This is a genomic window from Streptomyces sp. SAS_270, assembly GCF_052543295.1.
Map to the genome: position 1 here is coordinate 1 of NZ_JBMNDS010000087.1, position 14,135 is coordinate 14,135.

Here is a 14,135-nt window from a genome sequence, read left to right on the forward strand (position 1 = left end):
GCCCGACGCGCCCGCGGCAGGCGCGGCGGGCGCGGCATCGGTAGAGACCCCGGTGGGTCTGGTGGAGCTCATGGGAAGGGGCCTCCGGGCCTTGCTTCGTCTTGCTTCATGTACTGAAAGCTTGAAGTCCTCAAGCAACTCCCCGAAGGTAGGCCCAAAAGCTTTAGGTAGTCAAGTTAATGTTTGAAGTACTCAAGTACCGTGGGTTACAGTCCTGCGTATGAGCGCCAGCACTCCGCACGCCGCCGCCTCCGTCGCCGTTCCCGCCAAGCTCGACCTCCTGGAACTCCTGGCGGCGATCGGCACCGCCCAATGGCGGGACTTCGTCGGGTCGGCGGAACGCCACGGGATGACCGGCATGCAGGCCAGGGTCATCGCCCAGCTGGTCGTCGCCGGACCGCTGCCCATGCGGGGCCTGGCCGACCGCCTGGTCTGCGACGCCTCCAACGTCACCGGCATCGTGGACCGCCTGGAGAAGCAGGACCTGGTCCACCGCGAGCCCTCGGCCACCGACCGCCGTGTCAAGAACGTCGTCCTGACCGACAAGGGCCGCGAGACGATCCGCCGCGTGCGCGCCGAGATGCAGGCCACGCACGGCGCCCTGGACACCCTGAACGACGACGACCGCGCCACGCTCTACGCCCTGCTGAGCCGGCTCCGGCCGTCAATGGAGGGCGGCGCTTCTTGAGGGCCGCTCGACCGCGGAGCGCGCGCCCGCAACCGGCGTGCGATCTGTGGGACCGTGGAGTCCTGGGAACGCGAATCGTTCGACGGGACCAGGGTCCGGCCACCGGGGTGCCGGGCGGCGGGATCAAGGTCCGGTCACCGGAAGCACCGATCGGCGGGACCAAGATCCAACCGGCCGGAAAGCCGGGCGAGTTTACCCATCCCCACCGATAGCTATGCGTCGTACGGCCAGATTTTCTTCCCCTAACGGGCTGAACTTTTGTTGATCGTGGGTCAGTTGGCCGTCCCGTCGCCCTACCCTTCAGAGGGTGAACCAACTGATGTCCCGAGAGTCCGAGGCCGACCTCCCCGGGGATGCGGTGCTCCCCGGCGCGCTGCCCGAGGCACTGCGCGCCGAACTCGTGGCGTTCCGCCGCGACTTGCACATGCACCCGGAGCTCGGCAACCAGGAGTTCCGCACCACCGCGGCGATCAAGACGCGCCTGGAACAGGCCGGCCTCAAGCCCCGTGTGCTCGCCATCGGAACCGGTCTCATCTGTGACATCGGCGACTGGGACGGCGTACGCCCCATGCTCGCGCTGCGCGCCGACATCGACGCGCTGCCCATCCCGGACACCAAGGCGGACTGCGCCTATCGCTCCACCGTGCCCGACCGCGCCCACGCCTGCGGGCACGACGTGCACACCACGGTCGTCCTCGGCGCCGGGCTCGTCCTCGCCGAGCTGCACCGCAACGGGCAACTTCCGCGCCCCGTTCGGCTGATCTTCCAGCCCGCCGAGGAGGTGCTGCCCGGCGGCGCGCCGGACGCCATCGAGTCGGGCGTCCTGGAGGGGGTCGGCCGGATCGTCGGCGTGCACTGCGACCCGAAGGTGGACGCGGGGCGCATCGGACTGCGGCACGGCGCCATCACCTCCGCGTGCGACCGGCTCGAAGTCTCACTGGACGGCGCGGGCGGCCACACCGCGCGCCCCCACCTCACCACCGACCTCGTCACCGCCGCGGCCCGCGTCGTCACGGACGTGCCCGCGCTGGTCGCCCGCCGCGTCGACGCCCGCAGCGGGCTCGCGGTCACCTGGGGCCGGATCGAGTCGGGGCACGCGTGCAATGTGATCCCGCAGCACGCCGAGCTCTCCGGGACCGTGCGCTGCCTCGACCTCGACGCCTGGCGGCACGCCCCCGACCTCGTGCACGCCGCCATCGACGAGATCGCGAACCTCTACCGCGCCAAGTCCGAGATCAACTACATCCGCGGCGTCCCGCCGGTCGTCAACGACCCGGTGGTGACCGATCTGCTGCGGGACGCGATGAGCGCCCGCCGGGGCCCGCACTCCATCGAGGACACCGAGCAGAGCCTCGGCGGCGAGGACTTCTCCTGGTACCTGGAGCACGTGCCCGGCGCCATGGCCCGCCTCGGCGTGCGTACGCCCGGCGAGCGCGGCGGCCGCGATCTGCACCAGGGCGACTTCGACGCGGACGAGTCGGCGATCACGGTGGGCGTGGAGATGTTCACGGCGGCGGCGCTGCTCGACACCGGAGCCTGAAAAGCCGCAGACACGGGTGGGCGAGTCCAGTCGCGCCCCTCACCCCTCGGCAGTAGCGTGGTGCCGAAATCGTCCACGACCCGCGGCCCACCATCCGCGGCCACAGTCCTTTTCGGCCGTCCGCAGGCGTCCGTCCCGTCACGCAGACCTCACCCACCGTAAACGGTGGGTGACGGGCGTGGTGGGTGCTGTATCCACAAAAGCACCATTCGATCCCATGGTTCACAAGGGCGTAACCGGCCATCGGCACGAATGGATAACGGCCAGGCGAAACCCCGTTCCCTGCGGGGTCTACGCGCGTTAATGTGCGCCGAACTCAGCACCCACTGCGGGGCTTTGGAGAATGGGGAACTTCCGATGCGTCGAATTTCCAGCCTGACCCGCGTCGCGGTGGGGGTCGCGTCGCTCGCACTCGCCGCCACAGCCTGCGGCGGCACCAGTAGTGACAAGGACAGCGGCAGCAGCAGCAGCGAGGGCTCCGGCGGCAAGGGCCTCGCCATCGCCTACGACGTCGGCGGCAAGGGCGACCAGTCCTTCAACGACGCCGCCTTCTCCGGCCTGGAGAAGGCGCAGAAGGAGTTCGGCTACAAGACCGCCGACATCGAACCCACCGAGGGTGAGACCGACGCCGACAAGGAGCAGCGCCTGGTCTCGCTGGCCAAGCAGGGCTACAACCCTGTCGTGGGCATCGGGTTCGCCTACGGCCCCGCGCTGGAGGCCGCTGCCAAGAAGTACCCGAAGACCAGCTTCGGCATCGTCGACTCCGTGGTCGAGGGCAAGAACGTGGCCTCGCTCGTCTTCGCCGAGCAGGAGTCCTCGTACCTCGCCGGTGTCGCGGCGGCCAAGGCCACCAAGTCGAACGTCGTGGGCTTCGTGGGCGGCGTGGACGTTCCGCTGATCCACAAGTTCCAGGCGGGCTATGAGCAGGGCGTCAAGGACACCAGCGGTGGCAAGGTCAAGGTCATCTCGCAGTACCTGACGCAGACCGCCGCGGAGGGTGGCTTCTCCAGCCCCGACAAGGGCAAGGCCGCCGCCGAGGGTCAGATCGAGAAGAAGGCGGACGTCCTCTACGCGGCGGCCGGTCTCTCCGGTCAGGGCGTGATCGAGGCCGCCTCCAAGGCCAAGGTCTGGGCGATCGGCGTCGACTCCGACCAGTACAACCAGAAGGCGCTGGCCGCGTACAAGGCCTCCATCCTGACCTCGGCGCTCAAGGACGTCGGCGGTGCGGTGTACTCCTTCGCCAAGTCGGTCCACGAGGGCAAGCCGCTGACGGGCACGCAGACCTTCGACCTGAAGGTGAACGGCGTCGGCCTGGCCGACAGCAACCCGAAGATGGCCGAGATCGCCGGGCTCACCGACGCGGTCGCCAAGGCCAAGGCGGCCATCATCGCCGGCACCATCAAGGTCAAGACCTCGTAGCAGCCGAACGGGCGAAAATCGCCCAAGTCGCATGGAAGCGGGCGGGCACCCCTGGTGCCCGCCCGCTTCCACGTTTCCCGAGGCTTCTCCGATGGCTCCCCGCGGGCCGTCGAGGGTCCCCCGCGCAGGTCACCCAGCGCTACCGGGCCTTTGCGGTAGGCAAGGCTGTGCCCGGCGGACCGCTGGCGTCGGGCACAGCCGGATAACAAGGTGGACAGAAGGGGTTTTCTAGTTGGTCTACGCGCGTTAATCTGCGGCGAAGCCAGCGCCGAAGACGTTCCGCCAGGCGCTTGTACGACAGGAGCACAACACATGCGCCGGGTTCCCCGCATCGCGCTCGCAGGCGCTGCGACCGCCTCGCTCGCCCTCGCCCTCACCGCCTGTGGCGGTACCTCCAGCGACAGCAGCAGCTCGTCGGCGTCGAAGGGCGGCGCCAAGGGCCTCGCCATCGCGTACGACGTCGGCGGCAAGGGCGACCAGTCCTTCAACGACGCCGCGTTCAAGGGCCTGGAGCAGGCGAAGAGCGAGTTCAAGTACAAGACCGCCGACGTCGAGCCCACCGAGGGTGAGACCGACGCCGACAAGACGCAGCGTCTGGTCTCGCTGGCCAAGCAGGGCTACAACCCGGTCATCGGCATCGGCTACGCGTACGGCCCGGCCGTCAAGGAGGCCGCGGCGAAGTTCCCCAACACCACCTTCGGCATCGTCGACGACTCCACGGTCGAGTCGAAGAACGTCGCCGACCTGGTCTTCTCCGAGCAGGAGGCCTCCTACCTCGCCGGTGTCGCGGCCGCCAAGGCCACCAAGACGAACACGGTCGGTTTCGTCGGCGGCGTGGACGTCCCGCTCATCCACAAGTTCGAGGCGGGCTTCGAGCAGGGTGTCAAGGACACCAGCGGCGGCAAGGTCAAGGTGCTTTCGCAGTACCTGACGCAGACCGCGCAGGAGGGTGGCTTCTCCAGCCCCGACAAGGGCAAGACGGCCGCCGAGGGCCAGATAGAGAAGAAGGCCGACGTCGTCTACGCGGCGGCCGGTCTCTCCGGTCAGGGTGTCATCGAGGCCGCGTCCGCCGGCAAGGTGTGGGCGATCGGTGTCGACTCCGACCAGTACAAGCAGGAAGCCCTCGCGAAGTACAAGGACTCGATCCTGACCTCCGCGACCAAGGATGTCGCCAAGGCGGTCTACAACCTCGCGAAGTCGGTCAAGGACGGCAAGCCCGAGAGCGGTATCGTTCGGGGCGACCTGAAGTCCGGCGAGGTCGGCCTGGCCGATTCCAACCCGGTCTACCAGAGCAACACCGCGATCCAGGACGCCGTCAAGGCAGCCAAGGAGAAGATCATCAGCGGCGAGATCAAGGTCAAGACCAGCTGACGAGCAGAACCTCAGGAGCAGCAAGCGGTCCCGGGGAAGTTCCCGCCCGGCCTTCCCCGGAGCCGCCCAGTAACCGCGGGGTTACGTCCGCTCAACGGGGTACGGGGAGTCTGCTCCCTGCACCCCGTTCTTGCGGCGCGTCGCCCCTTTCGTTGCCGTAGGGGCGCTACGCGCGTAGACGACCCCCTTTCCCTCAGGAGAGTGCGCCATCAACGCGTCCAGCAGCCCTCCGGCCGGCGCGGTCAACGGTCAGGTGACCGCAGTCGAACTCGCCGGGATCACGAAGCGATTTCCCGGCGTCGTGGCCAACCACGACATCCACCTCAGCGTCCGCCAGGGCACGGTCCACGCCCTCGTCGGTGAGAACGGCGCGGGCAAGTCCACGCTGATGAAGATCCTCTACGGCATGCAGAAGCCGGACGAGGGCACCATCGCCGTCGACGGCGAGCAGGTCGTCTTCTCCTCGCCCGCCGACGCCATCGCGCGCGGCATCGGCATGGTCCACCAGCACTTCATGCTCGCCGACAACCTCACGGTCCTGGAGAACGTCGTCCTGGGCAGCGAGAAGCTGTACGGCATCGGCGGCCGGGCCCGCCGCCAGATCCTGGACATCTCCAAGCGGTACGGCCTCGGCGTGCGCCCCGACGTCCTCGTCGAGGAACTCGGTGTCGCCGACCGTCAGCGCGTGGAGATCCTCAAGGTCCTCTACCGCGGCGCCAGGATCCTGATCCTCGACGAGCCCACCGCGGTCCTCGTCCCGCAGGAGGTCAACGCGCTCTTCGCGAACCTCCGCGAGCTCAAGTCCGAGGGCCTGTCGGTCATCTTCATCTCCCACAAGCTGGGCGAGGTCCTCTCGGTCGCCGACGAGATCACGGTGATCCGGCGCGGCACCACGGTCGGCACCGCCGTACCGTCCGAGACCACCCCGCGCCAGCTCGCGGAGCTGATGGTCGGCAGCGAACTGCCGACGCCGGAGACCGCGGAGTCGACGGTCACCGACAAGGCCGTGATCGAGGTCGAGGACCTCACGGTCTACGCCTCGGGCATGGTGTCGACCGGCAAATCGTCGGCCGGCTTGCTCATGGACGAGGTCAAGCGCGGTTCCGTACGGCGTCTCCTCGACGACATCTCGTTCACGATCCACGCGGGCGAGGTACTGGGCATCGCCGGTGTCGAGGGCAACGGTCAGACCGAGCTCATCGACGCGCTGATCGGCCTCAAGTCCGCGGACTCGGGCACCATCCGCTTCCTCGGCGACGACATCACCTCGCTGCCCACCCGCAAGCGCCGTGAGGAGGGCATCGGCTACATCCCGGAGGACCGCCACCGCCACGGCCTGCTCCTGGAGGTCCCCCTCTGGGAGAACCGCATCCTCGGCCATGTCACCGAGAAGCCCAACGCCAAGGGCTTCTGGCTGGCCCCGAAGGCCGCCCAGGCCGACACCCGCCGGATCGTCGAGGAGTACGACGTCCGTACCCCCGGCATCGACGTCACCGCGGCCTCCCTCTCCGGCGGCAACCAGCAGAAGCTGATCGTCGGCCGCGAGATGAGCCACCAGCCGCGCTTCCTGATCGCCGCCCACCCCACCCGCGGTGTGGACGTCGGCGCGCAGGCCGCGATCTGGGACCACATCCGTGCGGCCCGCCGTGAGGGCCTGGCCGTCCTGCTGATCTCCGCCGACCTGGACGAGCTGATCGGCCTGTCCGACACCCTCCGGGTGATCTACAACGGCAAGCTGGTCGCGGACGCCGACCCGGCGACCATCACCCCGGAGGAGCTCGGCACGGCCATGACCGGCGCCGCCTCCGGGCACCTGGAGAACGAAGAGCTCGCCGAGCAGGCAGAGCTCGAAGAGCCCGCCGAGACCCCGGCAGACGCCCCGGAAGACGAGGCCCGCTGATGAAGAAGTTCGACAAGGAGCGCCTGCTCCTCGCGGTGGCCGGGCCGGTCATCGCGCTCGTCGTGGCCGTGGCGCTGACCTCGGTCGTGCTGCTCGCCTCGGGGAAGAGCCCGTTCGAGCCGTACTCGATCATGTTCGAGCAGGCCACGTTCTCCGACATCCAGGTCCTGATCATCAACCAGGCCACCCTGTACTACATCGCGGCCCTCGCGGTGGCCGTCGGCTTCCGCATGAACCTGTTCAACATCGGCGTGGACGGGCAGTACCAGCTCGCCGCCATGATGGCCGCGGTCGTCGGCGCCCACGTCGCGCTGCCCGCGGTGCTCCAGGTCCCGCTGCTGATGCTGACCGCGATCCTCACGGGCGCGTTCTGGGCCGGCATCGCGGGCGTCCTCAAGGTCACCCGGGGTGTCAGCGAGGTCGTCGCGACGATCATGCTCAACGCGATCGCGACCTCAGTGATCGCCTACCTGTGGCTGCCCGACGTCTTCGGCGTCAAGGCCGGCAACAACAACACCACCGGCGGGATGAAGAAGTCCGGCTGGGTGCCCGGCTTCAACATGGGCGACGCCGGCGAGATCTACGGCCTGGTCATCCTCGCCGCCCTGCTCGGCATCGGCTACTGGGTCGTCCTCAACCGCACCCGCTTCGGTTTCGACCTGCGCGCCTCGGGCGCCTCCGAGTCCGCCGCCGCGGCCAGTGGTGTGAACCCCAAGCGCATGGTGCTCACCGCCATGCTGCTCTCCGGCGGCCTGGCGGGCCTCGCGGGCCTGCCGATCCTGCTCGGTGACTCGCACACCTACAGCCTGAACTTCCCGACCGGCATCGGTTTCATCGGCATCGGCATCGCCCTGCTGGGCCGCAACAGCCCGACGGGCATCGCCTTCGCGTCCCTGCTCTGGGCCTGGCTCGACAAGGCCTCGCCCGAACTCGACTTCCACGGCTACGACAAAGAGATCGCGGTCATCATGCAGGGCCTGATCGTGATCGCGGTCGTCGTCTCGTACGAGGGCGTACGCGAGTGGGGTCTCCGTCGCCAGCAGCGCCGCGTCGGCGCGGAGCTCGCCGCGGGCAACGTCCTCGGCGCCTCCTCTGACAACAACACCAAGAAGGAGGTGGCGGGCCGATGACCACCGCAACCGACGTCAACCAGCCCACGCTGCAGCCCGCGGCGCCCAGCGGTCGACGAATGTCGCTGCCCGCCCTTCTGCTGGTCATCGCGGGCGCCCTGGCGCTGACCTCGATCGTCCGCATCATCACCGGCGCCGACGGCATCACCAACGTCAGCCAGATGTCCACCGCTCTCGAACTGGCCGTCCCGATCGGCCTGGCCGGTCTCGGCGGTCTGTGGGCCGAGCGCGCGGGCGTCGTCAACATCGGCCTCGAAGGCATGATGATCCTCGGCACCTGGTTCGGCGCCTGGGCCGGCTACCAGTGGGGCCCGTGGACCGGTGTCGTCATCGGCATCATCGGCGGCTGCATCGGTGGCCTGCTGCACGCGATCGTCACGATCACCTTCAACGTCAACCACATCGTCTCCGGTGTGGCCATCAACATCCTGGCGCTCGGCGCCACCCGCTACCTCGCCCCGCTCGCCTTCGAGGGCAAGGAGGGCGGCTCGGCGAAGCAGTCCCCGCCGGTCGACTCACTCGGCGACTTCACCGTGCCAGGGCTCTCGCACGGACTCAGCACCCTCAACGAGAAGGGCTGGTTCTTCATCTCGGACATCGCCGGCCTGCTCGGCGGTCTCGTCACCAACGTGTCCTGGCTGACCCTGATCGCCATCGCGCTGGTTCCCGCCAGCTGGTGGATCCTGTGGCGCACCTCTTTCGGTCTGCGCCTGCGTTCCTGCGGTGAGAACCCGGTCGCCGCCGAGTCCCTCGGCGTCAATGTCTACAAGTACAAGTACCTCGCCGTCATCATCTCCGGCGGTCTGGCCGGCCTCGGCGGAGTCTTCCTCTCCATCGTCGCCAACCCCTTCTACCTGGAGGGCCAGACCAGCGGCCGCGGTTACATCGGTCTCGCCGCGATGATCTTCGGCAACTGGATGCCGGGCGGACTCGCCCTCGGTGCGGGCCTGTTCGGCTACACCGACAGCCTCCACCTGCGCGGCGGCTCGGAAAACGTCCACGCGCTGCTGCTGCTCGGCGCTCTCCTGCTGGTCATCGGCGCGATCTGGCTGCTGATCCAGAAGAAGCTGGTGCCCGCCGTGATCGCTCTCGTGATCGGCGTGCTCGTCTTCCTCTGGTACGCCCTGACGGACGAGGTCCCCAGCCAGATCGTCACCGCCACGCCGTACGTCATCACCCTGCTGGTCCTCTCGCTCTCCGCGCAGCGCCTGCGGATGCCGAAGGCCGACGGCCTGCCCTATCGCAAGGGACAGGGCAAGTGACCTCCGCCGACGAGGGCTCCGTGACCGTCGACTGGGAGGCCCTGCGCGCCGCCGCGCGGGACGCCATGTCCCGTGCGTACGCCCCGTACTCGCGCTACCCCGTCGGAGTCGCGGCGCGCGTCGACGACGGCCGCGTCATCACCGGCTGCAACGTCGAGAACGCCTCGTACGGGCTCGGACTGTGCGCCGAGTGCGGACTGGTCTCGCAGTTGCAGAACACCGGCGGCGGCCGCCTGACGCACTTCACCTGCGTCGACGGGCGGGGCGAGATCCTCGTGCCGTGCGGGCGCTGCCGACAGCTGCTCTACGAGTTCGGCGGGCCCGAACTGATCCTGGAGACCCCGGCCGGAATCCTGCCGCTCTCCGAGATGCTGCCGCAGGCCTTCGGGCCGGAGTACCTCACCAAGTAACGCCTGTGCGGCCCCTCCCGACGATCGGACGATGGACGACCGATCGGGAGGGGCCGCGGATTTTCGAAGTCTTCGGAAGGAAAGCCATGGCCATGGACGCAGTCTCCGTCATCCGCACCAAGCGCGACCGCGGTGAGTTCAGCGACGAGCAGATCGACTGGGTCATCGACGCGTACACCCGCGGCGAGGTCGCGGACTACCAGATGGCCGCCCTCAACATGGCGATCCTGCTCAACGGCATGAACCGCCGCGAGATCGCCCGCTGGACCGCCGCGATGATCGCCTCCGGCGAGCGCATGGAGTTCTCCGCGCTGTCCCGCCCGACCGCCGACAAGCACTCCACGGGCGGCGTCGGCGACAAGATCACGCTGCCGCTGGCCCCGCTCGTGGCGGCCTGCGGCGCTGCCGTCCCGCAGCTGTCCGGGCGCGGCCTCGGCCACACCGGCGGCACCCTCGACAAGCTGGAGTCGATCCCCGGCTGGCGCGCGCTGCTCTCCAACGAGGAGATGCTGCACGTCCTCGACACCACGGGCGCGGTGATCTGCGCGGCGGGCGACGGCCTGGCCCCCGCCGACAAGAAGCTCTACGCCCTGCGCGACGTGACCGGCACGGTCGAGGCGATCCCCCTCATCGCCTCCTCCATCATGTCCAAGAAGATCGCCGAGGGCACCGGCTCGCTGGTCCTGGACGTGAAGGTCGGCACCGGCGCCTTCATGAAGACCATCGAGGACGCCCGCGAACTGGCCTCCACCATGGTCGGCCTCGGCACGGACCACGGCGTGAAGACGGTAGCCCTCCTCACCGACATGTCCACCCCTCTCGGCCTCACGGCGGGCAACGCCCTGGAGGTCCGCGAGTCCGTCGAGGTCCTGGCGGGCGGCGGCCCCTCCGACGTCGTCGAGCTGACGATCGCCCTGGCGCGCGAGATGCTCGACGCGGCGGGCGTGAAGGGCGCCGACCCGGCGAAGGCCCTGGCCGACGGCTCCGCGATGGACGTCTGGCGCCGCATGATCGCCGCACAGGGCGGCGACCCGGACGCCGAACTGCCCACCTCCCGCGAGCAGCACGTCGTCACGGCCCCCTCCTCCGGTGTCCTCACCCGCCTCGACGCCTACGACATCGGCATCGCCGCCTGGCGCCTGGGCGCCGGACGCGCCCGCAAGGAGGACCCGGTGCAGGCCGCCGCGGGCGTCGAACTCCACGCCAAGCCCGGCGACACGGTCACCGCGGGCCAGCCCCTGCTGACCCTGCACACGGACACCCCGGAGCGCTTCGAGTACGCCCTTCAGTCCGTCGAGGGCTCGTACGACATCGCGGCCGCGGGCACGGACTTCAAGGCCGCCCCGGTGGTCCTGGAGCGAATCGCCTGACCTGCGCTGTCTCCTTGCGTCTGGACGGGACCGGTGGACCTCCGCCGGTCCCGTTCGGCATGCCGGAGCCGGTGACGCACCGTCCGCCGATGAGTTCCGCGCCCCCGGCTGGTCTACCGAGCGTGGATGCCACGACACCTGCCGTACTCGCCCTGCCGGGACCCGTCCACCGGGACGACGTACCCCGGCTCTGCGACGACGTGCGCGCACTGCTGGAGGCCACCGGGGACGGGGTCGTGGTCTGCGATGTCGCGGACATCGGGCCGCCGGGCCTGGCCGCCGTCGACGTACTGGCCAGACTGGAGCTCGCCGCCCGGCGGGCCGGGGGCCGGATACGGCTGCGGGGACCCGACCCGGCCCTGCGCGCCCTACTCGACCTGGTCGGCCTCCGCTTCGAGGCTGAGGGGCAGCCCGAAGAGCGGGAACCAGCGGGCGGTGTCCAGGAAGCAGTGGAACCCGGTGATCCGCCCCTTTGAGATCTCCAGCACCTGCACGGCCCACGGCACATAGCCACCCGACTCCGGGTCCGGCTTGTACTGCGCGAAGCCCGGCAGTCCGTTGACCTCGACCGGGACCAGACGCGAGCCCTCGCAGGGTGCGCCCAGCGTCGTCATGAAGCCGGTGATGTCGTCCGTGCCGCGCAGCCACAGGTCGAACGGCGGCATCGTCATGATCGCGTCCTCGTGGAGGAGCGCGGTCAGCGCCGTCATGTCGTACCCCTCGAACGCCGCGACATAGCGCTCCAGAAGCTTCTGCTGCTCCTCGTCGAGCGGGTCGGAGGTGGCCGCCTCCGCACCCGTGGCGTCGCTCTCGGCGAGGGTCGCGCGGGCCCGCTGGAGCGCGCTGTTGACCGAGGCGACGGTGGTACCGAGGAGCTCGGCGACCTCGGCGGCCTTCCACGCCAGCACCTCGCGCAGGATGAGCACGGCCCGCTGCTTGGGCGGCAGTTGCTGCAGGGCGGCCATGAACGCGAGCCGCACCGACTCCTTGGCCACCGCGGCCTCGGCCGGGTCGCTGACCGTCGGCAGGACCCGGGCGTCGGGCATCGGCTCCAGCCAGGTGTTGTCCGCGCGAGGGGTGAGCGCCGCCTGGGCCAGCGGCGAGGGTGCTGTCAGATCCATGGGCCGGGCCCTCTTGTTTCCCGCGTTCAGCATGTCCAGGCATACGTTCGTCGCGATCCGGTACAGCCAGGACCGCATCGAGGAGCGGCCCTCGAACTTGTCGTAGCTGCGCCAGGCGCGGACCATCGTGTCCTGCACGGCGTCCTCGGCCTCGAAGGAGGAGCCCAGCATCCGGTAGCAGTACCCCGTCAGCTCGACCCGGTGCTTCTCCAGCCGGACGTCGAGGTCCGTGCTCGTCGCCGTACCGTCGCTCATGGCCAACCCACCCCTGTGGCTGTCTCCGTCGTGCCGACGCACCGTTGTGCCGACACCCCGGAAGCTACCGCAGCCCACTGACAATGGCCCCCCAACCACGAAAACCCCCAGCTCACCGGGGGTGGGCGGGCAAACCCCGGGTACCTGGGTGGGTGGGTGGGCAATCCCCGGGTGCCCCCTGGCTTTGCTCGGTTACCCGGCGCGGGTCCTGGGCAGGGGTGGGTCACGCAGCCCGGCGTTTACGGGGTGCCGCTGCGCCCACCCGTGCCGCCCCTGGCGGCACGATTGCCCGCAGTGACGAAGCTTTGCCAGCCCCCGGCGTCACGCGTGCCCCCGCTGCTGGGTGGTCAGCCGCCCTTGGCGGCACGATTGCCCGCAGGCGCCCCGGCCTCAGGCGCCCACGCCGGCCGGCGACGACCGCCGTGCCGCATGCGACCCCGCCACCGTGATACCCACGACCCCGAGCACCGCCAGCAACCCAAGCCCCACCGTCCCGCCCCACCCACCCGAGTGGAACGCGACCGCGCCCAGCGTGCTGCCCGCGCTGGACCCGACGTAGTACGCCGACTGGTACAGCGCCGAAGCCTGCGCCCGTCCCCGCTTCGCCGTATGGCTCACGGACGACGACGCGACCGCGTGCCCCGCGAAGAACCCGGCGGTGATCAGCACCAGCCCGAGCAGCACGACGACCAGCGAGTCGGCCAGCGACAGCAGCAGCCCCGAGGCCGTGGTGCCGCCCGCGAGGTAGAGCGCCCCGCGCCGCCCGAGCCGGCCCACCAGCTTCCCGGCCGTGGACGCCGAGACCGTACCGACCAGGTACACCAGGAAGATCGACCCGACGATGCCCTGCGGCAAGGAGAACGGCGCCTCGGTCAGCCGGTACCCGATCACCGTGTAGACCCCGCCGAACACCATCATGAACAGCGCACCGATCGCGTACAGCCGGCGCAGCAGGGGGTTCGCGAGGTGGTCACGGACGGTACGGGCCAGCACCCGCGGCCGCAGCGACCCCGCCACGAAGTGCCGCGGCGCGGGCAGCAGCAGCCGGAAGGCGATCGCGCAGCCGACCGCGACGATCCCGATCACGCCGACGGCGACCCGCCAGCCCCACTCCTGCGCGACCCACCCGGTGATGACCCGTCCGCTCATCCCGCCGACGCTGTTGCCCGCGACGAACAGCCCGATCGCGGTGATCAGCGCCTTGGGCCGCACTTCCTCCGCGAGGTACGCCGTGGCCGAGGCGGGAAGCCCGGCGAGCGCCGCACCCTGGACGGCCCGCAGCGCGATGAGCGCGCCGATGGAGGGGGCGAAGGGGACCAGCATCCCGACCGTCACGGCGATCGCCAGCGACGCCGTCATCACCGTACGCCGCCCGAACCGCTCCGAAAGGGCACTCATCGGCAGGACGAACAGCGCCAGCGCGCCCGTCGCCGCGGACACCGTCCAGCTCGCCCGGCTCGCGCTCACCCCGAAGTCGGAGGAGACGAGCGGCAGCAGGGCCTGCGTGGAGTAGAGGAGCGCGAAGGTCGTGACCCCGGCGAGGAAGAGCGCGAAGCTCATCCGCCGATAGCCGGGCCCGCCGGGGGCCATACGGGAGTCGAGGTCGATGGAGGCGACGGAGGCGGCGGCGGGAACGGCGGCGGTGGGGGCGTCCACCGTCGTGGACGCC

General features: G+C 69.8%; 12 protein-coding genes. 10 read left to right on the plus strand and 2 right to left on the minus strand.

What is annotated here, in order from left to right:
• Positions 1-220 precede the first annotated feature (220 nt).
• The 10 genes from ACN6LB_RS38140 (at position 221) to ACN6LB_RS38185 (ending at position 11,566) form a co-directional block, all read left to right on the plus strand.
• A complete protein-coding gene (locus ACN6LB_RS38140; RefSeq protein WP_356131943.1) occupies positions 221-688 on the plus strand; it encodes a MarR family winged helix-turn-helix transcriptional regulator in 468 nt (155 codons plus the stop codon).
• A gap of 319 nt (positions 689-1,007) precedes the next feature.
• Positions 1,008-2,228 (plus strand): amidohydrolase, encoded by a 1,221-nt coding sequence (locus ACN6LB_RS38145; RefSeq protein WP_445029856.1) that lies wholly within the window; start codon positions 1,008-1,010, stop codon positions 2,226-2,228.
• A gap of 357 nt (positions 2,229-2,585) precedes the next feature.
• Entirely contained in the window at positions 2,586-3,647 is a 1,062-nt protein-coding gene (locus tag ACN6LB_RS38150; RefSeq protein WP_445029857.1) for a BMP family lipoprotein, read from the plus strand.
• Positions 3,648-3,959: 312 nt separating this feature from the next.
• On the plus strand, positions 3,960-5,018 hold the full coding sequence (locus tag ACN6LB_RS38155) for a BMP family lipoprotein (RefSeq protein ID WP_445029858.1): 1,059 nt from the start codon (positions 3,960-3,962) through the stop codon (positions 5,016-5,018).
• Between the two features lie 253 nt (positions 5,019-5,271).
• Positions 5,272-6,918, plus strand: coding sequence for an ABC transporter ATP-binding protein (locus tag ACN6LB_RS38160; RefSeq protein ID WP_445029859.1), 1,647 nt, complete (start codon positions 5,272-5,274; stop codon positions 6,916-6,918).
• Positions 6,918-8,048 carry an ABC transporter permease gene (locus tag ACN6LB_RS38165; protein WP_445029860.1) on the plus strand — a complete coding sequence of 377 codons (1,131 nt, stop codon included), beginning with the start codon at positions 6,918-6,920 and terminating at the stop codon, positions 8,046-8,048. Before ACN6LB_RS38160 ends, ACN6LB_RS38165 begins: the two co-directional genes overlap by 1 nt.
• Complete coding sequence (locus ACN6LB_RS38170) at positions 8,045-9,310, plus strand: ABC transporter permease (RefSeq protein ID WP_445029861.1); 1,266 nt, start codon at positions 8,045-8,047, stop codon at positions 9,308-9,310. The genes ACN6LB_RS38165 and ACN6LB_RS38170 overlap by 4 nt, the downstream gene beginning before the upstream one ends.
• Complete coding sequence (locus tag ACN6LB_RS38175; RefSeq protein ID WP_356147217.1) at positions 9,307-9,720, plus strand: cytidine deaminase; 414 nt, start codon at positions 9,307-9,309, stop codon at positions 9,718-9,720. Before ACN6LB_RS38170 ends, ACN6LB_RS38175 begins: the two co-directional genes overlap by 4 nt.
• 86 nt (positions 9,721-9,806) lie before the next feature.
• Complete coding sequence (locus ACN6LB_RS38180) at positions 9,807-11,090, plus strand: thymidine phosphorylase (RefSeq protein WP_445029862.1); 1,284 nt, start codon at positions 9,807-9,809, stop codon at positions 11,088-11,090.
• A gap of 89 nt (positions 11,091-11,179) precedes the next feature.
• A complete protein-coding gene (locus ACN6LB_RS38185; RefSeq protein ID WP_445029863.1) occupies positions 11,180-11,566 on the plus strand; it encodes an STAS domain-containing protein in 387 nt (128 codons plus the stop codon).
• Here the strand turns inward: ACN6LB_RS38185 and ACN6LB_RS38190 are convergent.
• Both ACN6LB_RS38190 and ACN6LB_RS38195 read right to left on the minus strand, forming a co-directional pair.
• A complete protein-coding gene (locus tag ACN6LB_RS38190; RefSeq protein WP_445029864.1) occupies positions 11,459-12,466 on the minus strand; it encodes a sigma-70 family RNA polymerase sigma factor in 1,008 nt (335 codons plus the stop codon). The genes ACN6LB_RS38185 and ACN6LB_RS38190 overlap by 108 nt on opposite strands.
• A 390-nt stretch (positions 12,467-12,856) precedes the next feature.
• On the minus strand, positions 12,857-14,135 hold a 1,279-nt coding region (locus ACN6LB_RS38195), incomplete at its 5' end, for an MFS transporter (protein WP_445029865.1).

Bases quoted from the DNA above. Each gene is read 5' to 3' on its own strand.
- ACN6LB_RS38165 (WP_445029860.1), top strand. From the start codon at position 6,918: ATGAAGAAGTTCGACAAGGAGCGCCTGCTCCTCGCGGTGGCCGGGCCG.
- ACN6LB_RS38155 (WP_445029858.1), top strand. From the start codon at position 3,960: ATGCGCCGGGTTCCCCGCATCGCGCTCGCAGGCGCTGCGACCGCCTCG.
- ACN6LB_RS38170 (WP_445029861.1), top strand. From the start codon at position 8,045: ATGACCACCGCAACCGACGTCAACCAGCCCACGCTGCAGCCCGCGGCG.
- ACN6LB_RS38140 (WP_356131943.1), top strand. From the start codon at position 221: ATGAGCGCCAGCACTCCGCACGCCGCCGCCTCCGTCGCCGTTCCCGCC.
- ACN6LB_RS38180 (WP_445029862.1), top strand. From the start codon at position 9,807: ATGGCCATGGACGCAGTCTCCGTCATCCGCACCAAGCGCGACCGCGGT.
- ACN6LB_RS38185 (WP_445029863.1), top strand. From the start codon at position 11,180: ATGAGTTCCGCGCCCCCGGCTGGTCTACCGAGCGTGGATGCCACGACA.
- ACN6LB_RS38145 (WP_445029856.1), top strand. From the start codon at position 1,008: ATGTCCCGAGAGTCCGAGGCCGACCTCCCCGGGGATGCGGTGCTCCCC.
- ACN6LB_RS38190 (WP_445029864.1), bottom strand. From the start codon at position 12,466: ATGAGCGACGGTACGGCGACGAGCACGGACCTCGACGTCCGGCTGGAG.
- ACN6LB_RS38150 (WP_445029857.1), top strand. From the start codon at position 2,586: ATGCGTCGAATTTCCAGCCTGACCCGCGTCGCGGTGGGGGTCGCGTCG.